Annotated in this window: 16 protein-coding genes; 7 read left to right on the top strand and 9 right to left on the bottom strand. The window is 69.3% G+C overall.

Annotated features, from left to right (window positions below):
* Positions 1 to 203: 203 nt before the first annotated feature.
* A complete protein-coding gene (gene pgi / locus ABL312_RS12010; protein ID WP_349357614.1) occupies positions 204 to 1,838 on the bottom strand; it encodes a glucose-6-phosphate isomerase in 1,635 nt (544 codons plus the stop codon).
* A gap of 209 nt (positions 1,839 to 2,047) precedes the next feature.
* Between pgi and ABL312_RS12005 the strand changes: the two genes are divergently transcribed.
* A complete protein-coding gene (locus tag ABL312_RS12005) occupies positions 2,048 to 2,956 on the top strand; it encodes a 1-acyl-sn-glycerol-3-phosphate acyltransferase (protein WP_349357613.1) in 909 nt (302 codons plus the stop codon).
* Between the two features lie 25 nt (positions 2,957 to 2,981).
* Here ABL312_RS12005 and ABL312_RS12000 read toward each other — a convergent pair whose 3' ends face one another.
* The 5 genes from ABL312_RS12000 to ABL312_RS11980 all read right to left on the bottom strand — a co-directional run bounded on the left by ABL312_RS12000 (position 2,982) and on the right by ABL312_RS11980 (position 9,523).
* Positions 2,982 to 3,908: a calcium/sodium antiporter gene (locus tag ABL312_RS12000; RefSeq protein ID WP_349357612.1), complete on the bottom strand. Its 927-nt coding sequence runs from the start codon at positions 3,906 to 3,908 to the stop codon at positions 2,982 to 2,984.
* A gap of 114 nt (positions 3,909 to 4,022) precedes the next feature.
* Positions 4,023 to 4,661, bottom strand: coding sequence for a bifunctional 4-hydroxy-2-oxoglutarate aldolase/2-dehydro-3-deoxy-phosphogluconate aldolase (eda, locus tag ABL312_RS11995; protein ID WP_349357611.1), 639 nt, complete (start codon positions 4,659 to 4,661; stop codon positions 4,023 to 4,025).
* A 57-nt stretch (positions 4,662 to 4,718) separates the two neighbouring features.
* Positions 4,719 to 6,539 (bottom strand): phosphogluconate dehydratase, encoded by a 1,821-nt coding sequence (gene edd / locus ABL312_RS11990; RefSeq protein WP_349357610.1) that lies wholly within the window; start codon positions 6,537 to 6,539, stop codon positions 4,719 to 4,721.
* Between the two features lie 145 nt (positions 6,540 to 6,684).
* A complete protein-coding gene (zwf, locus tag ABL312_RS11985) occupies positions 6,685 to 8,157 on the bottom strand; it encodes a glucose-6-phosphate dehydrogenase (protein WP_349357609.1) in 1,473 nt (490 codons plus the stop codon).
* 10 nt (positions 8,158 to 8,167) lie between these two features.
* Positions 8,168 to 9,523, bottom strand: coding sequence for an ROK family protein (locus tag ABL312_RS11980; RefSeq protein WP_349357608.1), 1,356 nt, complete (start codon positions 9,521 to 9,523; stop codon positions 8,168 to 8,170).
* Positions 9,524 to 9,859: 336 nt separating this feature from the next.
* Here ABL312_RS11980 and ade point away from each other — a divergent pair, with 336 nt between their 5' ends.
* The 3 genes from ade (at position 9,860) to ABL312_RS11965 (ending at position 14,534) form a co-directional block, all read left to right on the top strand.
* On the top strand, positions 9,860 to 11,623 hold the full coding sequence (gene ade, locus ABL312_RS11975) for an adenine deaminase (RefSeq protein ID WP_349361398.1): 1,764 nt from the start codon (positions 9,860 to 9,862) through the stop codon (positions 11,621 to 11,623).
* 273 nt (positions 11,624 to 11,896) lie between these two features.
* Entirely contained in the window at positions 11,897 to 13,477 is a 1,581-nt protein-coding gene (locus tag ABL312_RS11970) for a long-chain fatty acid--CoA ligase (protein WP_349361397.1), read from the top strand.
* Between the two features lie 175 nt (positions 13,478 to 13,652).
* Positions 13,653 to 14,534: a helix-turn-helix transcriptional regulator gene (locus ABL312_RS11965; protein WP_349357607.1), complete on the top strand. Its 882-nt coding sequence runs from the start codon at positions 13,653 to 13,655 to the stop codon at positions 14,532 to 14,534.
* A 24-nt stretch (positions 14,535 to 14,558) separates the two neighbouring features.
* Here the strand turns inward: ABL312_RS11965 and ABL312_RS11960 are convergent, their stop codons facing one another.
* The gene (locus ABL312_RS11960) at positions 14,559 to 15,521 is read right to left on the bottom strand and encodes a DMT family transporter (protein ID WP_349357606.1); all 963 of its coding nucleotides are present in this window, start codon (positions 15,519 to 15,521) and stop codon (positions 14,559 to 14,561) included.
* 420 nt (positions 15,522 to 15,941) lie between these two features.
* Here ABL312_RS11960 and ABL312_RS11955 point away from each other — a divergent pair, with 420 nt between their 5' ends.
* The gene (locus ABL312_RS11955) at positions 15,942 to 18,245 is read left to right on the top strand and encodes a xanthine dehydrogenase family protein molybdopterin-binding subunit (RefSeq protein WP_349357605.1); all 2,304 of its coding nucleotides are present in this window, start codon (positions 15,942 to 15,944) and stop codon (positions 18,243 to 18,245) included.
* Between the two features lie 291 nt (positions 18,246 to 18,536).
* Complete coding sequence (locus ABL312_RS11950; RefSeq protein ID WP_349357604.1) at positions 18,537 to 19,520, top strand: DMT family transporter; 984 nt, start codon at positions 18,537 to 18,539, stop codon at positions 19,518 to 19,520.
* Between the two features lie 45 nt (positions 19,521 to 19,565).
* On the opposite strand, the gene ABL312_RS11945 is transcribed toward ABL312_RS11950, so the two are convergent.
* Positions 19,566 to 19,802: an Lrp/AsnC ligand binding domain-containing protein gene (locus ABL312_RS11945; RefSeq protein ID WP_349357603.1), complete on the bottom strand. Its 237-nt coding sequence runs from the start codon at positions 19,800 to 19,802 to the stop codon at positions 19,566 to 19,568.
* A 316-nt stretch (positions 19,803 to 20,118) separates the two neighbouring features.
* On the opposite strand from ABL312_RS11945, the gene ABL312_RS11940 reads away from it, so the two are divergent.
* Positions 20,119 to 21,267, top strand: a complete 1,149-nt coding sequence (locus tag ABL312_RS11940) for a TRAP transporter substrate-binding protein (protein WP_349357602.1) — start codon at positions 20,119 to 20,121, stop codon at positions 21,265 to 21,267.
* 51 nt (positions 21,268 to 21,318) lie between these two features.
* On the opposite strand, the gene ABL312_RS11935 is transcribed toward ABL312_RS11940, so the two are convergent.
* Positions 21,319 to 22,029, bottom strand: a complete 711-nt coding sequence (locus ABL312_RS11935; protein ID WP_349357601.1) for a TetR/AcrR family transcriptional regulator — start codon at positions 22,027 to 22,029, stop codon at positions 21,319 to 21,321.
* Between the last annotated feature and the right edge of the window lie 247 nt (positions 22,030 to 22,276).

The following is a 22,276-nucleotide window of genomic DNA, read 5'->3' as shown; positions in this document are numbered from 1 at the left end:
GTCTATCCGGGCACCCGCCCCGTCCGCGACTGTCGGGCCCGAGTGGCGAACGCGCACCGCAGCAAGGCCTTTTCCGTCCCGAACATAATCTACAATATGTACGCCTTTGCGCGTCGCAGTGACACAGATCATTGGCATCCCCATCTTTTTGTTAAGGCGGGCGTGCGGGACGCCACGGCTTTCGCGCGGGACTTGCGCTCGTCTCAGGGCGCGCGGCGCTTGCGGAGACGGGCAAGCAGCCCTTGCGTGGAGCCGTCGCGATCCGCCGCCGGGGCCTGTCCCTTCAGGATCGGCAGAAGCTCGCCGGCCAGCGTCTTGCCCAGTTCGACGCCCCACTGATCGAAGGAATCGATGCCCCAGATAAGGCCTTCGACGAAGACGCGGTGTTCGTAGAGCGCAAGCAGGCGGCCGAGCGCATGCGGCGTCAGCTTGTCATGGATCAGCGTGATCGAGGGCCGGTTTCCGGGGAAGGTCATATGCGGGGCGAGGCGGGCGACCTCGGCCTCGCTCTTGCCAGCCGCGCGCAGCAGCGCCTCGGTCTCCTCGCGCGCCCGTCCGCGCATCAGCGCTTCCGACTGCGCCAGGCAATTGGCCAGAAGCAGGTCGTGATGCGCGCGCAGATGCGGCTCGTGCCCTTCAGCGGCGACGATGAACTCGCAGGGCACGATCTGCGTGCCCTGGTGCAGCAGCTGGAAGAAGGCGTGCTGGCCGTTGGTGCCGGGCTCGCCCCAGACGACGGGGCCGGTGTCGCGCATCACCGCATCGCCCGCAAGCGTCACCCGCTTGCCGTTCGATTCCATGTCAAGCTGCTGCAGATAGGCGGGCAGGCGGGCGAGGCGCTGGTCGTAGGGCACGACGGCGCGGGTCGGATAACCGAGCAGGTTGCGATGCCAGATGCCGGCAAGCCCGAGAAGAACCGGCAGGTTCGTCTCCAGCGGCGCGGTGCGAAAGTGGCGGTCCATGTCCTGCGCGCCGGCCAGGAAGTCGGCGAAACGCTCCGGCCCGACCGCCAGCATCACCGGCAGGCCGATGGCAGACCACACCGAATAGCGGCCGCCCACCCAGTCCCAGAAGCCGAAGACGCGCTCCGGCGCGATGCCGAAGGCCTCGACCTTGTCGCGGGCGGTGGAGACGGCCGCGAAGTGATCCGTCACGGCCGCCTCGCCGAGGGCGGCGACGAGCCAGGCGCGCGCCGTGGCGGCGTTGGTCATCGTCTCGACGGTGGTGAAGGTCTTGGAGGCCACGACGAAGAGGGTGCGCGCCGGATCGAGCCCGGCGAGCGTGTCGGCGATATGCGCGCCGTCGACATTGGAGACGAAATGCAGGCGCGGGCCGTCGGCATAGGGCACCAACGCCCGGCACGCCATCGCCGGTCCGAGGTCGGACCCGCCGATGCCGATGTTGACGACATCGGTGAAGGGCGCGCCGCGATGGCCGCCGACCATGCCGGAGCGCACCGCGTCCGCGAAGCCGCCGAGCCGGAGAAGCGTCTCGCGCACGCCGGGCATGACGTCGCGGCCGTCGACGTGGATCGGCGCGTCGGTGCGGTTGCGCAGGGCGACATGCAGGACGGCGCGGCGTTCGGTCTCGTTGATCGCTGCGCCGGAGACCATCGCGTCGCGGCGCCCTTCCACATCGCAGGCCCGGGCGAGATCGAGCAGCCGCGCGCGGCTGTCGTGCGTCCAGGAAAGCTTGGAAAAATCGACCAGCAGGTCGTCGAGCTCGACGGAAAACCGGGAAAACCGGTCCGGATCGGCCTCGAACAGGGCGCGGATGCCGTGTTGTGCCGCCTGTTCGGCATCCCGGGCGAGCATGGACCAGATGTGCGCTGCCTGCATGTCGTCTTCCCTTGCCCGTCATTTTGCTGTCATTCACGGTGAACACAGTGCCGAGCCTTGCGCGGGGCCGTCCGGACGATCGGCCCCGCGCGGGTGCATTCGATCATGTCGCCGGACGGAAAGAAAGTCCCCGCCCCGGTGGACACATGAGGGCGATGCGGGTCAAATGTCCGATGACGGGAGCAGGGCAGGGAGCGCGTCCGGGGGCCATGTACGAGATCCAGCACGCCCATGCCAGGGGCCGGCATGCCAGAGGTCGGTCGCTGTCCCCGCCGACCCGGGCCAGGGCCGACGGACACATCGTCGATACGCTGATCGCCGAGCGGGGCCGGCAGGTCATGGCGAGCCCCTATTGGCCGCTGCTGCGCCCGCTCGCCCATGCCCTGCTGCGCTACCGTCCCGCGGTCGAGATGGCCGACACCATCGCCGGCATGAACGGGCTCGAGGTCTTCACCTATCTGAGCGAGTTGCTCCGGCTCAAGGTCGAGACGCGCGGGCTCGACCGCGTGCCGGGCACCGGCGCCGTGGTGCTGGTGTCCAATCATCCGACCGGCATCGCCGACGGGGTGGTGCTGTTCGACGCCATCAAGAGCCGCCGCACGGATCTTGCGATCTTCGCCAATCGCGATGCGATCCGCGTCAATCCGAAGCTCGAGGACATGATCGTCCCGGTCGAATGGCGCTCCGAGTTCAAGTCGCGCGACAAGACCAAGGAGACCCTGCGCGCCGCCGCGCGGGCCTTCGACCGCGACCGGGCGGTGGTGCTGTTTCCCTCCGGCCGGCTGGCCTACATGCACGAAGGGCGGCTGACCGAGCGACCGTGGATGACCTCGGCCGTGGCACTGGCGCGCAAGCACCGCGTGCCGGTCGTGCCGGTGCACATGGGCGGGCGCAACTCGCGGCTGTTCTACGCGCTTGCCCGCATCTCCACCGAATTGCGCGACATGACCGTCTTCAACGAGTTGCTCAACAAGACGGGGGCCTCGGTGCCGGTGCATTTCGGAACGCCCATCGACCCCGACGCCCTCGACGGCGATCCGCAGGACGTGTCCGACCGCCTGCGTCGCCATTGCGCCGAGACGCTCGCCCGCGATCCCGACGCGGAGTTTCCCGGCTGAAGGCCCGGAGCGGGCGGGCGATCCGTCAAATGAAAAGATAGGCGGTGTAGCCGACATAGGCGGCGAGAAGCCCCGCGCCGGCGGTGCGCGGCACCCTGCGACCCGTCGACAGCAGCAGCGCCAACGCCAGCGAGGCGCCCAGCATCACCGGAATGTCGATGAGGCGGATGCTCTGCGCGATGGGCAGCGGCGAGACGAGGGCCGTCGCGCCGAGGATCGCGAGCACGTTGAAGATGTTGGAGCCGACGACGTTGCCGACCGCGATCTCCGGCTGGCGCCGCCAGGCGGCGACGATGGAGGTCGCGAGCTCCGGCAGGCTGGTGCCGACGGCGACGACGGTGACGCCGATCACCGCCTCGGAAATGCCGGCCGCGCGGGCGAGGTCGCTGGCGCCGCGAACCAGAAGATCCGCACCGGCCATCAGCGCAAGCAGACCGCCGCCGACGAAGGCGAGGGCGGCCAGCGGCGACAGCGTGGCGGCAAGACCCTCCGCCTCTCCGTCCTGCCCGCGGGCAAGCCAGGCGCTCGCCGCGAGATAGGCGGCCAGGGCGGCGAGCAGGGCGAGGCCGGCGCCGCGTTCGACCGACCCCATCCGGGCAAGTGCGGCAAGGGCAAAGGCGGCGACGAGCATCACGACGAGATCCCGGCCGAGGCCCGGAAGTCGGGTGGGCGGCGGGGCGATCAGCGCCGTCAATCCGAGGATCAGCAGGATGTTGGCGGTGTTGGAGCCGACCACATTGCCGACCGCGATGTCGGGCGCGCCGGCAAGTGCCGCGCGCAGCGACACGATCAGTTCCGGCATCGAGGTGCCGAAGCCGACGACGGTCAGTCCGATCATCAGCGGCGAGACGCCAAGGCGTGCGGCGAGGCTCACCGCCCCGCGCACCAGACCCTCGCCGCCGGCGAAGAGAAGCACCAGGCCAAGGCCGACGAAGGCGACATCCATCCACATGGGGGCTGGTCCGAAACAGGAGGGAAGGAGCCCCGCCGGGAATCGGCGGGCGGATCCGGGCGATATATGGGAGGGGAGGAGCGCCGCCGCAAAGGGCGGGGCCGCCGAAAAATGTCAGCGGGCGCCAAGCGCGGCGGCCGCTGCCGCGCGGGCCGCGATGCCGTCCCAGTCGCCGCTGGCGATGGCCTGCGGCGTCGCGATCCAGGAGCCGCCGACGCAGGCGACATTCGGCAGGGCCAGATAGGCGGGCGCCGTCGCGGCGGTGATGCCGCCGGTGGGGCAAAAGCGGGCCTGCGGCAGGGGGGCGGCCAGCGATTTCAGCAGCGCGACGCCGCCGGCGGCCTCGGCCGGAAAGAGTTTCAGCCGGGTGTAGCCGACCTCCAGCAGGCGCATCACCTCCGAGGCCGTCGCGGCGCCGGGCAAGAGCGGCACGTTGCCGCCGGCGGCGGCGAGCAGCCGCTCGGTGGCCCCCGGCGAGACGACGAAGCGCGCGCCCGCCTCGGCCGCTGCGTCATATTGTGTCGCATCGAGCACGGTCCCGGCGCCGGGGATCGCGCCCTCCACCTCCGCCGCGACCGCGCGGATCGCGTCGAGGGCGGCGGGCGTGCGCAGGGTAATCTCGATTGCCGGCAGGCCGCCGCGCACCAGCGCGCGGGCCATCGGCACCGCCTGCGCGGCTTCCTCGACGACGAGGACGGGGATCACGGGCGCGGCCGTCATCACGGCGTCGAGGCGGGCTGTGTCCTGGGTCATGGGTGCGCTCTCTCCGGATTTTTGGTGCGGCGTCTGCATCAAAACGGGGCGCGGCGCTCAGCCGCCGAAGACATGCGCACCTTCGTCCGCCGGTCCGGCCATGGCGCGAAAGGCGGTGAAGAGATCGCGCCCCACACCCGTTTGATGATGCGACAGATCGGCGGTCGCGGCGGGGCGGGCAGCGAAGGCCGCCTTGTCGCCGATCACCTCCAGCCGTCCGGCCTCGGCGTCGACGCGCACAATGTCGCCGTCGCGCACCCTGGCGATCGGGCCGCCGTCGACCGCTTCCGGGGTCACGTGGATCGCCGCCGGCACCTTGCCCGAGGCGCCCGACATGCGCCCGTCGGTGACAAGCGCGACCTTGAGGCCCCGGTCCTGCAGCACGCCGAGCGTCGGCGTGAGCTTGTGCAACTCCGGCATGCCGCAGGCGCGCGGCCCCTGGAAGGGCAGCACCGCGATGAAGTCCTCGCTCAGTTCGCCCGCCTTGAAGGCGTTCTGAAGGGCCTCCTGCGTGGCGAAGACACGTGCGGGCGCCTCTATCACCCGGCGCTCGGGCGCAACGGCGGAGATCTTGATCACCGCGCGGCCGAGATCGCCGTCGAGCACCTTGAGCCCGCCGTTGGGCTGGAAGGGCGCGGTCACCGTGGTCAGCACCTTGGGGTCGGCGCTGCTCTCGGGGGCGGAAACGCGGGTGACGGTGCCGTCGTCCGAAAGCCGCGCCTCCACCGTGTAGCCGGACAGGCCGGTGCCATTCACCGTGCGCACGTCCTCGTGCAGCAGCTTGTCCGACAGGAGGTTGGCGATCAGCGTGCCCATGCCGCCGGCCGCCTGGAAGTGGTTCACGTCGGCGAGGCCGTTCGGGTAGATGCGCGCGATCAGCGGCACCACGTCGGAGAGCTCGGAAATGTCGTCCCAGGTGAGCCTGATGCCGGCGGTCCTGGCGATGGCGACCAGATGCATTGTGTGATTGGTCGATCCGCCGGTCGCATGCAGGCCGACGACGCCATTGACGATGGCGCGCTCGTCGATCATCTCGCCGACCGGCTGATAGGCGTTGCCGAGCGCGGTGAGCGCCAGCGCGCGTTGGACCGCCTCGCGGGTGAGCGCGTCGCGCAGCGGCGTGTTCGGATTGACGAAGGAGGCGCCGGGCAGATGCAGGCCCATGATCTCCATCAGCATCTGGTTGGAGTTCGCCGTGCCGTAGAAGGTGCAGGTGCCCGGCGAATGGTAGGATTTGCTCTCCGCCTCCAGCAGTTCGGCGCGGCCGATCTTGCCTTCGGCATAGAGCTGGCGGGTCTTCGCCTTCTCGTCGTTGGGCAGGCCGGAGGGCATCGGCCCGGCGGGCACGAAGACGGCCGGCAGATGCCCGAAGGACAGCGCCGCGATCATCAGGCCCGGCACGATCTTGTCGCAGATGCCGAGGAAGACGGCGGCGTCGAACATCTGGTGCGACAGCCCGACGGCCGCGCTCATGGCGATCACGTCGCGCGAGAACAGCGACAGTTCCATGCCGGTCTGTCCTTGCGTGACGCCGTCGCACATGGCCGGCACGCCGCCGGCGACCTGCGCCACCGCGCCGACCTCGCGGGCGGCGGCGCGGATCACCTCGGGAAAGCGTTCGTAGGGCTGATGCGCCGAGAGCATGTCGTTGTAGGCGGTGATGATGCCGAGGTTGGGCACCACGTCGCCGGCCAGCCGGTCCTTGTCGGTCACGCCGCAGGCGGCGAAGCCGTGGGCGAGGTTGCCGCAGGACAGCGTCGCGCGCTTCGGCCCGTCCTGAGCCGCGGTGCGGATGCGCTCCAGATAGCGGGCGCGCGTGTCGCGGCTGCGCGCGGCGATCCGCTCGGTGACGGCGGCAATCGTCGGATGAACGCTCATGGCGGCATGTCTCCCGGTCTGCGTGCGGCGGTCGCGCGACCGCCCGATGGCGGCGGCGCTGCGTGGCTGCCTCTCCTTTTAAATCGATTTAAGTTCCCGTTCAACGCGCGCAGGAGAGTCTGCTCCGCACGTCCCGGTCGTGCGCTCAGATCAGATCCTCGAACCAGGTGCGCCGGTCGCGCTCGATCAGCGCGATGGCGGCAGACGGACCCCAGGTGCCGGAGGTGTAGCCCTTGGGCGGCTCCTTGTGCGCGGCCCAGGCCTCCAGGATCGGATCGACCCAGGCCCAGGCGGCCTCGACCTCGTCGCGGCGCATGAACAGCGTCTGGTTGCCGCGGATGACGTCCATCAGCAGGCGTTCGTAGGCGTCCGGGTTGCGGACCTTGAAGGCGGCGGCGAAGGACATGTCGAGCGGAACCTGACGCAGACGCATCCCGCCCGGGCCGGGGTCCTTGATCATCACCTGCATGCGCACGCCCTCGTCGGGCTGCAGGCGGATCACCAGCCGGTTCGGGTCGACGTGGCCGACGTCCTCGCCGAAGATCGAATGCGGGATCGGGCGGAACTGCACGACGATTTCCGACACGCGCGCCGCCAGCCGCTTGCCCGTGCGCAGATAGAAGGGCACGCCCGCCCACCGCCAGTTGGCGATCTCGGCCTTGATGGCGACGAAGGTTTCGGTGTCGGAGGAGGGATCGTCCAGTTCCTCCAGATAGCCGCGCACCGCGCCGCCGGACGAGGCCCCGGCGCGATATTGTCCGCGCACGGTCCGTGTCGGCGCAAGGTCGGCGCCAATGGGGGTAAGGGCTTTCAGAACCTTCAGCTTTTCGTCGCGCACCGAATCCGCGCTCATGGATTCCGGCGGCTCCATCGCCACCAGGCACAGAAGCTGGAGAATGTGGTTCTGCACCATGTCGCGCATGGCGCCGGCGGTGTCGTAATAGCCGGCACGGCCTTCCACGCCGAGGGATTCGGCCACCGTGATCTGCACGTGGTCGATGTGGGCGGCGTTCCATAGCGGCTCGAACAGCGCGTTGGCGAAGCGCAGCGCCATCAGGTTCTGGACCGTCTCCTTGCCGAGATAATGGTCGATGCGGAAGATCTGGTCCTCGCGAAACACCTGTCCGATCGCCGCGTTGAGCGCGCGCGCCGAGGCGCCGTCCTTGCCGATGGGCTTCTCGATGACGATGCGCGACAGGTCGGTGGCCAGACCTTCCGAGCCGATGCGGGCGCAGATCGAGCCGAAGAAGTCGGGCGACACCGCGAGGTAGAAGGCACGCACCACCCCCTCGCGCCCGGCGAGCAGCGCGGTGAGATCCGGCCAGCCGTCGCCCCCGGCGGCATCGACGCTGAGATAGCGCAGCCGGTCCAGGAAGCGCGTCAGGGCGGTCTCCTCGACGTCGCTGACGTGCTCGCACACGGCTTCGCGGGCGAAGGCGCGGTATTCGCCGTCGCTCATGGGGCGGCGCGAACAGGCGATCACCCGCGCGTCGTCCGGGATCTGGCCGTCGAGATCGCGATGGTAAAGCGCGGGCAGCAGCTTGCGGTGCGCGAGGTCTCCGGTCGCGCCGAAGACGATGAGATCGAACGGGTCGACTTCGATGACGCGGACGGCCATGAGAATCCTTTCACATCGACGGGGCGCGGGGGACGCGCGCGGGCCCTGGCGCCAAGGGTGCCGCATCGGACCCCGGGTCGGCAATGCGCGCGCCCGGCGCCCCCGGCCGCGCCGACGCGCTCCGCGGACCGCTCGGCAGGTGGCCGGTCAGAATGTCCGTGCGGGGCGAGTAGTTCGCGAAGATCGGCAGATTGGCCGCGCCGGCGGCCCCGGCGTCCGGACCGAAGGAGCCGCGCATCAGGCGCGGCGGACGGCGGGCCTCGGGCGCGGCGCGGGCGAGTGCCGCGTCGAGCCCGGCGAGGAAGCGCTCGGGCAACCCGCCGTCGAGATCGAAATCCACGACCACCAATGGCAGATCGAGCAGGGAGATCGCCGACCAGATCGCCGGCGTCAGGGCCGCGATGCAATCGTCCATCCACTCCGCGACCGCCGGATGTCCCTCCGCCACGGCGCGGTCCAGATCGGCCCGGGTCCCGGCCGCAACGCCATGATGGGCGAGGTGGCGTTTCAGCGCGACCAGCGAGGCGCGGGTCAGGAGCATGTCCATCTCGCCGGGCGGGCGCGGGGCGGAGGCCAGCCGGCTCGGCGGCACCGGCATCATGGCGACATCGCCGGCATTGCCGTTCACGCCCCTGAGGCAGTCACCGCCCTGCACGACGCCGCCGCCGACGGCGGGGCCGAGAAAGAGATAGAGGAAATCGTCGGCATGGCGGCCGGCGCCGGAAAACAGCTCCGCGATCGCCGCCGCCGTGCCGTCGTTCTCGGCCAGCACCGGCAGATCGATGCGCGCTTCCAGAAGGGCGGCGGCGTCGACCCCTTCCCAGCGGCGGAAGGTTTCGGCCGACAGGCCCAGTTCGTGCAGCCAGGCCCCGAGGTTGAACGGCATCGCCAGGCCGACGCCGGCGATGCGGGCCTGCGCGTCGGCCGGGACCCGCTTGAGCAGGGTGGCGATGTCGCGGGCCACGAGATCGACGGCCTCCTCGGGGGGCGGCAGCGGGCCGTCGTGCCACTGGCGCGCGATGATGCGGCCCGAGAAATCGGCGAGCACCGTCTCGATGGACGTGCGGTCGAGGCGCACGCCGAAGGCATAGGCCCCCTCGGGGGCAATGCGCAACAGCGTCGCCGGCTGCCCGCGCCCGCCGTGGTGGCGCTTGCCGTGCGTTTCGATCAGCCCGTTGGCGGCGAGATCCTGAATGATGCCGCCGATGGCGGCATTGGTGAGCCGGGCGAGGCGGGCGAGATCCGCCTTGGACGCCGCGCCGACCCGGCGCAGCGCCTGCAGCACGATGCGCTCGTTGTAGCGGCGCAGCTGAACGGAGTTCGATCCCTGCCCGACCAGACGCCGAGGTCGCATTTGCGCTGCCATCGCCCCTCCTTCTGCAGACCGGTCCTTTCTCCGGATCGGTCTCGCGCCGCATATCCGAGACCGCCCTTCTGGATCTCCCTCTGGCCGACGCGCTTCGGCAAGCCAGTCCCCAAGCGTCGAAAGTCCGTAAAGTCAAAGTATTTATTTCGTTTGATTAAATTATTGAGGCGGGTCGAGATCTTGTCAATCGACCCGGTGACGGCGTCCGAGACCGGGTGACGCAGACGGGGTTCGCGTGCGATGATTCCCCCGGCTTCGACCACACCAGCACCCATCACCTCACGCCAGTTCATATCGACACAGGCGATGCGAATGCCGACGGGAGACGACAACGTCATGGAAGAGACCTCCGGTGCAGCGAAGCGAAACGCGCCGCACGACGCGGCGTTCCTGGCCCGCGCCATCGCAGCCGGCCGGGGCGAGGTGCCGGCCGATCTGGTCGTGCGCGACGTGCGGCTCTTCTCGGTGATCGACGGGTCGACGACCGCAACCGACATCGCCATCGTCGGCGACCGCATCGTCGGCACGCATGGGCAGTACAACGGACGGGCTGAGATCGACGGCGGCGGTCGCATCGTCGTGCCGGGCTTCATCGACACGCATCTGCATGTGGAATCCTCCCTCGTCACGCCGCTGGAGTTCGACCGCTGCGTGCTGCCGCGCGGCGTCACCACGGCGATCTGCGATCCGCATGAAATCGCCAATGTTCTGGGCGTCGACGGCATCCGTTACTTCCTGGAGGCGAGCGAGCGCACGGTGATGGACCTGCGCGTGAACCTCTCCTCCTGCGTGCCGGCGACTGCCTTCGAAACGGCAGGGGCGCGGCTGGAGATCGACGACATCGCGCCGCTCGCCGATCATCCCAAGGTGATCGGTCTGGCGGAATTCATGAATTTTCCGGGTGTTCTGGCGCGCGATCCGCAGGTGCTCGCCAAGCTCGCCGCCTTCCAGGACGGGCACATCGACGGCCATGCGCCGCTGCTCTCCGGTCTCGATCTCAACGGCTATCTCGCCGCGCGCATCCGCACCGACCATGAGGCGACGACGGCCGAGGAGGCGCGCGAGAAACTCGCCAAGGGCATGAGCATTCTGATCCGCGAAGGGTCGGTCTCGAAGGATCTCGATGCGCTCGCCGAGGTGCTGACCCCGGACACGGCCTCCTTCGTGGCGCTGTGCACCGACGACCGCAATCCGCTGGACATCGCGGAGGAGGGCCATCTCGACAGCATGATCCGCCGGCTGATCGCGAAAGGCGTGCGCCCGCAGGACGCCTATCGCGCGGCGAGCTGGTCGGCGGCCACCGCCTTCGGCCTGCGCGACCGGGGGCTGGTCGCGCCGGGCTGGCGCGCCGATCTCGTGCTGCTCGACGATCTGGAAACCTGCGCCGTGGCCAGCGTGATTGCCGGCGGGCGGGTCGCCGATGCGGCCGCCTTCGCGGTCCGCCCGCCGCTTGCGCCCATCGGCCTCGCCAGCGTGCATCTGCGTGCCCTGTCGGCCGCAGACTTTCGCGTGGAGGCGGGATCGGCGAATGCGCATGCGGTGATCGGCGTGGTGCCGGGCCGGATCATCACCGAGCATCTGACCCGCACGCTGCCCCAGCGCGACGGCGCGGCCGTCGCCGATCCGGCAGGGGACATCGCCAAGGTCGCCGTGGTCGAGCGTCACGGCAGGACCGGCGGCATCGGGCGCGGCTTCGTCGCCGGCTTCGGCCTGCAACGCGGCGCGATCGCCTCCTCGGTCGGGCACGACAGCCACAATGTCTGCGTCGTCGGCGCGGACGATGCGTCGATGGCCACCGCCGTTAACCGGATCGCCGCGCTTCAGGGCGGGTTCGTCGTGGCGGACGGAGATCAGGTGCTGGCGGAGCTCGCCCTGCCGCTCGCCGGGCTGATGAGCCTCGCCCCCTTCGAGGAGGTGCGCCATGCGCTGGAAGACTTGCGCGGCGCCGCGCGCGATCTCGGCTGCACGCTGCCCGAGCCCTTCCTGCAGGTCGCCTTCCTGCCGCTGCCGGTGATTCCGCATCTCAAGATCACCGACAAGGGCCTGTTCGACGTCGACCGCTTCCAACTCGTGGAGGCGGGCGCGGCTTCGGACGGCTGACGTCGGCAGGGTCGGTTGCTCTTGGTGCAGCCTCGCCTTTCGCCTATCCTGAGGTGAGCCGGACCCGGATCAGGAGGTGCTTTTTACGTTGACGTAAAGGGAAGCTTTGGTCATGGTTTCGGTCGCCGGCCCGGGAGGAACAAGGGACCGGCGAAGAACCATGCAGGGAGGAGCATCGTGACCGAAACGCAGGCCTGGCTTGCCACCTTCAGCCCGAAACCCGTGCACAGCTATCTGGACGAGGCGATCCGAGATCACGGGTCGCGGCCGGCGATGGATTTTCTCGGGCGCGGCTGGACCTATGACGAGATCGGGGCGATGTCGCAGCGCGTCGCCGCCGGATTGCAGGCGATGGGGCTGGGCAAGGGCGACAAGGTCGGGCTGTGTCTGCCCAACACGCCCTATTACACGGTGTTCTATTTCGCGGTGCTGCGCATCGGCGGCATCGTGGTGAACTTCAATCCGCTCTATGTGGAGCGCGAGATCTCCTTCCAGGCGCGCGATTCCGGCGCGCGGATCATGGTCACGCTCGACCTCAAGGTGATTTACGACAAGGTGGAGGAGGTGCGCCGGGAAGGCGCGCTCGACACCATCGTCGTCTGCCCGATGGCCGACATCCTGCCGCAGCCCAAGAAGCTGCTGTTCACGCTGTTCAAGGGCAAGGAGCGCGCGAGCATCCCCGAGGACGCCGCGCATCCGCGCTTCGCGGACGTGATGGCGAAGGGGCGCGGGGCGCCGCGCGACGCGGAGATCGATCCGCTGACCGACATCGCCGTGCTGCAATACACCGGCGGCACCACGGGCGTGCCCAAGGGCGCGATGCTGACCCATGCCAATCTGTCGGCCAACATCGAGCAGATGCGCACGATCTTTTCCGCCGCCGAGCCGGGCAGGGAGAAGATGCTCTGCGTGCTGCCCTTCTTCCACGTCTTCGCGATGACGGTGGCGCAGAACCTCTCCGTCGTGCTCGGCGCGGAGATGGTGCTGCTGCCGCGGTTCGAGCTGAAGATGCTGCTCGACACCATCAAGCGGAAGCAGATCACGCTGTTTCCCGGCGTGCCGACCATCTACACGGCGATCAACACCGCGGAGATGACGAAGAAATACGACCTCACCTCGATCAAGCTGTGCCTGTCGGGCGGCGCGCCGCTGCCGGTCGAGGTCAAGACGCAGTTCGAGACGATGACCGGATGCTATCTGGTGGAGGGCTACGGGCTGACCGAGGCCGCGCCCGTGGTCGCCGCCAATCCGCTCGACGAGAACCGCCGGGCCGGATCGATCGGCCTCGCGGTGCCGGGCACGGTCGTCGGCTTCCGCGATCTGGAGGATCTGACGAAGGACGTGGCCGAGGGCGAGAAGGGCGAACTGGTGGTCAGCGGACCGCAGGTCATGGCCGGCTATTACAACCGTCCGGACGAGACCGCGCGCACGCTCGAACACGGGGTGCTGCACACCGGAGACGTCGGCTATCGCGACGCGGACGGGTTCATCTATCTGGTCGACCGCATCAAGGACCTCATCCTGTGCTCGGGCTACAACGTCTATCCGCGCGTCATCGAGGAGGCGATCTACCAGCATCCGGCGGTCGAGGAGACCATCGTGATCGCCATCCCCGACAAGTACCGGGGGCAGACGCCCAAGGCCTTCGTCAAGCTGCGCGAGGGCACGGCGCTGACGGCGACCGAGCTCAAGACCTTCCTCAAGGACCACCTGTCGTCGATCGAGATGCCGCATGAGGTGGAGTTCCGCGACAGCCTGCCCAAGACCATGGTCGGCAAGCTGTCGAAGAAGGAGCTCGTCGAGGAGGAAGAGGCGAAGCGCGCCGCCCAGGCGGCCGAGGCGGCCGCCGGGTGAGCACGGCGGGCGGCGTTGGCATGGGCGGCGCAGGCGCCGTGCGCGCGGGCGGTGAGGAGCGCGGCAGCACCACGCCCTTCGTCGTGCTTGCGGCGGGCGTGCCGGCTTGGCATTGTCGCCCGATCCGCTTCCTGCCTTTTCGCAGTCTTTCTCACAGTCCGGGACCCCGCGCCGCATGACCGCCGACCTGCCGACCTATCTCACCACGCGCGAGATGGCGGACCTGCTTCGCGTCAAGGAGCGCAAGATCTACGATCTGGCGGCGGCCGGCGAGATCCCGCATTCCCGCGCCACCGGAAAGCTGCTGTTTCCTCGCGACGTCGTGCTCGCCTGGATCGACAACGCCAGCGAGACGCCGTCGCCGGACGCGGCCCGTCCGCCGGTGGTGCTGGGCAGTCACGACCCCTTGCTCGAGTGGGCGCTGCGCGAGTCCGGATCCGGGCTCGCGGCGCTCTTCGACGGCAGTCTCGACGGGCTCGACCGGTTCGAACAGGGTGAGGGCATCGCAACCGGCCTGCATGTCGTCCAGGACGAGGGCTGGAACACGGACATCGTGACCCGGCGCTTCCGCTTCCAGCCCGTCGTTCTCGTGCAATGGGCGTGGCGCAACCGGGGTGTCATCGTGCCGCCGGGCAATCCGCTGGGGCTCGCCCGGCTTGCCGATTTGCAGGGCCGCAAGGTGGTGCGGCGCCAGCCGCAGGCCGGCAGCCAGCTGCTGCTGGACCGCATGCTGGGCGACGAGGGGATCGCGCCCGAGGAGGCCTCCAACGGTGGCGCGGCGGTCGCCCGCGACGAGCGCGAGGCGGCGCTCGCCGTGCTCGACGGGCGCGCCGACGCGGCCTTCGGGCTGGAGGCCTCGGCGCATCAGTTCAAGCTCGATTTCGTGCCGCTGTGCGAGGAACGCTTCGATCTGGTGGTCGCGCGGCGCGAGTGGTTCGAGCCGCCGTTCCAGGCGCTCGTCGCCTTCACCCGCACGGCCGCATTCCGCGACATGGCGGAGGCGCTCGGCGGCTACCGCACCGAGGGCATCTGGACGCCGCTCTTCAACGGCGGATAGGCCGGCGGGGGAGGGCGTCTTGCGTCACGGGCCGTCCGGGCGGATGCCGTCGCGGCTGGCGACCTCGCGGCCGAGGACCGTCTCGCGCCACATGGTGTAGAGCGAGCCGGCGATGATCAGCGCCGCCCCGGCATAGGTCGCCAGCGCCGGAAGGTCGCCGAAGACCAGAAAGCCGATGAGCGTCGCATAGAGCAGGCGCACATAGTCGAGGGCGGCGATCGCGGAGGCCTCGCCGGCGCGAAACGCGCGGATGTTGCACATCTGACCGGCCCAGGACACGATCCCGACCACCACCAGAATGCCCAGTTCCGAAAGCGTCGGCGGCACCCAGGCATACAGCGCGATGGGCAGCATGATCAGGCCGACGAAGACCACCTGATAGGTCAGGATGGTGACCGGGCGTTCCTGCTGCGACAGCTTGCGGATGACGGTCATCACCACGGCCGCCGCGGCCGCGCTCACCACCGCGAGCCCGGCGTAGAGATCGATGCCGGCCGTGCCCGGACGCAGGATGACGATGACGCCGAGAAAGCCGATGAGGGTCGCGCTCCAGCGGTGGCGGCCGACCGTCTCGCCGAGGAACAGGATCGCGAAGATGGTGATGAAGAACGTCTTGGAAAAGGCGATGGCCGTGGCATCGGCCAGCGGCAGATGCACCACGGCGGTGAAGCCGGCGAGCATGGCGACCGCCGCGCAGATCACGCGCACGGCGTGAAGATGCGGGAACCTCGTCGCGAGCGATCCCGGCAGGCCGCGCAGGATCGTCGGCGCGATGATCGCGCCCATCACGATCTGGCGCAGCAGCACGATCTCGGCGACGGGCAGGCGCTGGCCCAGCAGCTTGATCAGCGTCACCATGACCGTGAGAAACAGACCGGCCAGCAGCATCCACAAGGCGCCGCGCACGTTGCCCGGCAGGCGCGACAGCCGGGCACCGGCGGCCGCGTATCGCTCGGCCAGCCGGGAGCGCGCGGGGGAGGGCAGCATGAACGAGAACCGCTTGGTTGCGCGGCGGACGCCGCGTGGGTGGGCACGTCCAGCATAGCGCTTTCCCGACGTCTGGCAAAAGAGGGGCCGGCCTTGCGCGATTTCGGGGCTTGGCGCGCGGCGTGGCGACCCGTTAAGGTCTGGTCCCCGGTGTCAGGTCCGGCGGGTCCTCCCCGCCGATCCCGGCGCCGGTTTCCCTGAGGCGGTTTCTTCCGGGGCGTCGCCGTCACCGCAGGCGGACGCCAGGGCGGCGGGTCTTGATGGGGCTTGACGGATTTCGAGTGCGCGTCAATTCGCTGTCCGGACACTTGGTGCGGGCAGCGGACCCTCGATGCGGGGAGCGATGCGGACGGGGGATGCGTATGTGACCGCTCCCGCATCCGTCCTACCTGTTTTCTTCATCTCAAAGAGGCGTACGGCATGAACGACATGGCACCCGGCAAGTTCGGCATCGGCGCGCCGGTGCGGCGCAAGGAAGACGTTGCGCTTGTCACCGGGCATGGTTGCTACACCGACGACATCCAGCCCGAGGGCGCCCTGCGCTGCCACGTGCTGCGCGCCTCCATGGCGCATGCGCGCATTGCGCTGGGCGATCTGTCGGAGGCGCGCGCCGCGCCCGGCGTGGCGCTGATCCTGACGGCCGACGACATCACGGACCTCGGCCTGATGCCGACCAAGGCGAATGTCACGCAGCCCGACGGCACCAAGGCGGAGGTGCCCCCGCGCCCGGTGCTGGCGCGCGACATCGTGCGCCACATCGGCGAGCCGATCGCCTTCGTGGTGGCCGACACGATCGCCAACGCCAAGTCGGCGGCGGAGCTGATCGAGGTGGATTACGAGCCGCTCGACGCCATCGTCGACACCGCCCAGGCCCTTGCGCCCGACGCGCCGCTGGTGTGGCCGGAGCGGGGCTCGAACCTCGCCTTCACCGTGGAAATGGGCGACGCGGAGGCGACCCGACAGGCCTTCGAGGCCGCGCATCACGTGACGCGGATCGAGATCGTCAACAACCGGCTGGTGTGCAACTACATGGAACCGCGCGGCTGCATCGGCGAATATGATGCGGCGAGCGGGCGCTACACGCTCACCGCCGGCACCCAGGGCGGCCACGGCATGCGCGGTGTCATCGCCGGCGACATCCTCGGCATCGACGCGGCCGATCTCCGGGTGATCACGCCCGATGTCGGCGGCGGGTTCGGCACCAAGAATTTCGTCTATCCCGAGTATCCGCTGGCGCTGGTCGCGGCGAAGCGGCTCGGCGTGCCGGTCAAATGGGTCAGCGAGCGCACGGAGCATTTCCTGGCCGACGCGCACGGGCGCGACAATGTCACGGCGGCCGAGGTCGCCATGGACGAGACCGGCCGGTTCCTCGGTCTGCGCATCGATCTCGTCGCTGCGATGGGCGCCTATCTGCACCAGTACGGGCCGTTCATTCCCAACATCGGCATGACCATGTCGACGGGCCTCTATGATATTCCCGCCCTGCATGCCAAGCTCAAGGGCGTCTACACCAACACGATCCCGACCGACGCCTATCGCGGGGCCGGACGGCCCGAGGCGGCCTATGTGCTGGAGCGGCTGGTGGACAGGGCGGCGGCCGAGATGGACCTGGCGCCGGCGGAGATCCGGCGGCGCAATTTCATCCCGCCGGAAAATCTGCCCTACACCACGCCGACCGGGCGGATGTACGACACCGGCGATTTCGCCGCGCATATGGACATCGCGCTGAAGACGGCGGACTGGGACGGCTTCGAGGCGCGCGCGCAAGCCGCGGCCGAGCGGGGGCTCTATCGCGGCATCGGCCTTGCGACCTACATCGAGGCCTGCGCCTTCGCCGGCTCGGAGGAGGCCACGGTGGAACTGGGGCAGGACGGCTCGCTGACGCTGCTGATCGGCACCCAGTCGAACGGCCAGGGCCACGCCACCGCCTACGGCCAGATCATCGCCGAGCAGTTCGGCGTCGACCTCGATGCGATCACCATGATCCAGGGCGATACCGACCGGGTGCGCCGGGGCGGGGGAACGGGCGGATCGCGCTCGATCCCCATCGGTCTGCCGTCGGTGCTCGAGGCGTCGAAATCGCTGGTCAAGAAGATCAAGGATCTCGCCGCCGACAAGCTGGAGGCGGGGGTCGAGGATCTGGAGCTCATGGACGGCGCGGTGCGCGTCGTGGGCACCGACCGGGCGGTGACGCTTGCCGAGATCGCCGCAGCGGCGCCCGAGCCCCTGTCGGGCCGCGAGGCGGTCAAGCAGGCGGAGGCAACCTATCCCAACGGCACGCATGTCTGCGAGGTGGAGATCGATCCCGAGACCGGCGACACGCGGATCGTCGACTATGTGATCGTCGACGACTTCGGCGTCACCGTGAACCCGCTGCTGCTCGCCGGACAGGTGCACGGCGGGGCGGTGCAAGCCATCGGGCAGGCGTTGATGGAGCACACGGTGTTCGACGAGGACGGGCAGCTGGTGACCGCCTCCTTCCTCGACTACCAGATGCCGCGCGCCGCCGATATTCCGGACTTCCGTTTCCAGACTCACAATGTGCCATCGACCACCAATGCGCTTGGCATCAAGGGGGCGGGCGAGGCCGGCACCATCGGCGGCTGCCCGGCGGTGATGAATGCGGTCAACGACGCGCTGCGGCGCGGCGCGGGCGTCCAGCATATCGACATGCCGGCCACGCCGTTCCGCGTGTGGCAGGCCATCGCCGCCGCGCGGTCCTGATCGGCCGCGCGGTCCCGGCCCGACCGTCAGGCGTCCCCCGGCCCCCGTTCCCCCGGCCCCATTCCTGCGGTTCCATGAGGTGTGCCGGGGGCGGCCGTGCCTTGGCCTGCGTGCAGGGCATGCGCTGCACGCACGCAAGACTTGCCGAACCGGCACTTCGGCTTCATACATTCATCATATAAATTGTCAGGAGTCCTTAGGATCGGGCACCGCGCGCGGTGTCGCGCCGGCCCGCTCCGCAGCACGCCTGCCCGAATACACATTCCGAAACTCCTGCCCGAAAGCCGGTTCATGTCCCGCACGCGCGCCGATGCGCCCCCCGCGACCTCCGCGTCGCCCGCCGCCGATCTCAACGCCTACAATCCCGGTCTCGGCATCGCCCTGAAGGTGGGCTCGGCGCTCGTCTTCACCGGCATGGTGGCGCTGGTGAAACTGCTGGACGGGCGCTATCCGGTCGGCGAGGTGATCTTCGCGCGCAGTTTCTTCGGCCTCATCCCGGTGCTCATCATGGTCTGGTGGCGCGGCGAGGGGCCGGGCGTGTTTCTGACCCGGCGGCCCTTCGGGCACATCGGCCGCGCCATCGTCGGCGGATCGGCGATGGCCATGTGGTTCGCGGCACTCGCGCGCCTGCCGTTGCCCGACGCGACGGCGATCAGCTTTTCCGCGCCGCTGATCACGGTGGTCTTCGCGGCGCTGATTCTGAAGGAGCGGGTGCGGATCTACCGCTGGACGGCGGTCGCCGTCGGTTTCGCAGGGATCATGATCATCCTGTCGCCGCATCTGGGGGCGGGCGAGGCGTCGCGGGACACGGCGGTGGGGGCGGGGTTCGCCTTCGGCGCTGCGGTGTTCATGGCGCTGGCGATGATCACGGTGCGGCGGCTGACAAACACGGAACGGACCTCGACCATCGTCATCTGGTTTGCCTGGGTGACCGCCGTGCTGGCGCTGATGACGGCGCCCTTCGGCTGGGTGGTGCCGGACGCGGGCGACGCGATCATGCTGGTGTCCATCGGCCTCTTCGGCGGCGTGGGGCAGATCCTGCTGACCCAGAGCTATCGCTATGCGGATGCGTCGACCATCGCGCCCTTCGACTATACGACGATGCTGTGGACGGTGATCGTCGGCTGGGCGGTCTTCGCGGAACTGCCGACCATCGAGGTGCTGATCGGCGCCGTCTTCGTCATCGGCGCCGGGGTCTTCGTCATCTATCGCGAGAGCCGGCTCGGGCTCGACCGCTCGAAGGAGCGGCGCACCACCACGCCGTCCAAGGCGTGAGTCGCGCCGTTGGCGCGCAGGCCGGCGCCAGAAGGCCTTGAAGGGTCAGAACGCCTTGAAGGTGATGATGGTCTTGGTGTCGAGGATGCCGTCGAAGGGGTGGACCTTCTCGTTCACGAAGTGTCCGATGTCGGCATCGTCGTCGACATAGAACTTGACCAGAAGATCGTAATCGCCGGCGGTCGAATAGATCTCGGAGGCGATCTCGGCGTCGGCGATGGCATTGGCGACCTGATAGGCCTTGCCGAGGTGGCATTTGATCATCACGAAAAAGGGAACCATGAAACTCTCCGCTGCGGGGGCGTGCGCGAGTCGCGCCTTCGGGCGAGTGAAGCGGAAGTGCCGTCCGCGGGCAAGGGGCGCCCTTGCGGGAACTTCTGCGTGAACACGCCGGTGAACATTGGAAAACTTTAATGATCGCGCACTTGCGAAGTTGCGGCCCATCGTCGAACCTGCAAAGACGGGATCGAGGGCGCGCGCAGGGCAGAAGTGCCCGGCCGGACACGCCATCCGCAGCGCGCCGGCCGAGGTGGGCGATCCGACCGGCGCAGGCCGCGCCGAACTGAAGCCGTATCGCAACGAACTGGAAGTGTGAGGCATGACGAGCCGCCGGGGCACAGGAACCGAGACGCCGGGCGCGACGCAGCGTCGGGAGGCGTCCGGGTCGGCCGGCGGTGGCCTGTCGCGGCGGGCCGCGCTGGGCGTCGTCGGGGCCTCGGCCGTGGCCGGACTTGCGCGGCCGGCGATCGCGCAGCCGACGATCGAATGGAAGATGGCGACCGCCTGGCCGGCGGACCTGCCGGGTCCGGGCCGCTCCGCGCAACGCATCTGCGATGCGATCGCGGAGATGAGCGACGGCCGCATGCGGGTGCGCCTGTTTCCCGTCAACGAACTCGTGCCGGCGGGGCAGGTCTTCGATGCGGTGTCCTCCGGCACGGCGCAGATGGGGCACGCGGCCTCCGCCTACTGGCAGGAGCGCATGCCCGCCGCGGTCTTCTTCACCGCCATTCCCTTCGGCTTGATGCCCCATGAGCACGTCACCTGGATCGAGCAGGCCGGCGGGCAGGAGCTCTGGGTCAAGCTTTACGAGCCCTATGGCGTGCGTCCCTTCATGGGCGGCAACAGCGGGGCGCAGATGGGCGGCTGGTTCACCCGGCCCGTCGCGACGCCGGAGGATTTCAGGGATCTGAAGGTCCGCATGCCGGGGCTTGGCGGCGAAGTCATGCGCCGGCTCGGCGCGACGCCGGTGTCGCTGCCGCCGGGCGAACTCGTGTCGTCCCTGCGCAGCGGGCTGATCGAGGCGGCGGAGTTTCTCGGGCCGGCCGACGACCGGGCGCTCGGCTTCCAGGACGTGGCGAAGCTCTATTATGCGCCGGGGTTTCACGAGCCCAACGGCCTGAGCGAGGCGCTGGTCAATGCGGTGGCCTTCGACGGGCTGGCGGACGACCTCAAGGCGATCGTGCAGGCGGCGTGCCGGGCGGAGACGCTGGCGTCGATGGCGGAGGGCGACTGGCGCAACGCCGAGGCGCTGCATCTGCTCACCACGGAGGACGGCGTTGAGGTGCGCCGCTATCCCCCGCCGGTGCTCGAGGCGCTGCGCGCCACGGCCGGCGACGTGGTCAACGGCTATGCCGAGGCCGGCGGTCTGGAGCGCGACGTCTACAAGAGCTATTTCCGCTGCATGAACAAGCTCAGGCCGTGGAGCCGGGCGACCACGCGCTGGTTCCTCGAAGGGCGCGACGGCTGACACCGGCGGCATGTCCGGCGGCGTGTCGGGGTCCTTTCGCAGGCGCGAGGGTCAGGACGCGGGCGGATGCTTGAGGTCGTCGGGAAGTTCGCGAAAACGCCCGTCGCGCAGGGCTGCGAGGGCGAAATCCACCATCGGCTCGAACAGACGATCCTGATGCCCTTCCGGCAGGCAGCGGCAGGACTGGGCGACCAGCGCCGGGTGGAAGAACATGATCAGCGAATGCTGGAACAGCATCGCCGCCGTCTCCGGATCCTGTTCGGCGAAGTCGCCCGAGGCGATGCCCTCGGCGATCACGGCGCCGAAGCTTGCGCGCATGGCCGCCTTGTGGGTCTCGATCTCGTCCCAGGCTTCCTCCATCGCCGCCTCGAGCAGATCGTGGATTTTGCGATTGTCGGCGTAGCGCTCGCGCATGTGATGGAAGTGGCGGCGCACCATGGCCCGCAGCCGCTCGCCCGGGCTCAGGTCGGCCTCGCCCGTCCCGCCCGTCATCACGGCGCGCAGGTCCGCGGTCACCAGACCCGTGACGGCGCGCGTCAGATCCGCCTTGGAGGCGAAGAAGCGATAGACATTGGCCGGCGACATGCCGAGCTCGCGGGCGATGTCGGCAACCGTCGTCTTCTGATAGCCGTAGACGTGAAACAGCTCGTTCGCCGTTTCCACGATCCGTCGGCGCGTCTCCTGCGCGGCGGCACTGGTGGTGCCGTCGCGGGTCGCCGCCTGATCGTTGGTCCCTTTTTCCGTCGCCAGAATGTCGGTCATGCGAGCGGGCCTCGTTTCCTCTCCTGTCCGCGCGCCGTTGTCGCGCGCTGAACGTCCAGCCAAGTGCCATGTCCTGCCGGACGCATAGTTTGCCGGCATGGTGCGAGGCAGGATCCCGGGCATGCGCCGGCCGCAATGCCGGCAGACATCCCGAGGACCACGGCCGGCGGCCGTGTCGTCCGCCACCGGGATCCGGCGCCTTGCCTCCTTCGCCTGCGCCGGTCTCCCACCTCCGCCTTACCGGAGA

It is taken from the genome of Stappia sp. (assembly GCF_040110915.1).
GTDB lineage: Bacteria > Pseudomonadota > Alphaproteobacteria > Rhizobiales > Stappiaceae > Stappia.
Note: the sequence above shows the minus strand (reverse complement) of the source record. Positions and strands in the feature narration are given on the sequence as shown.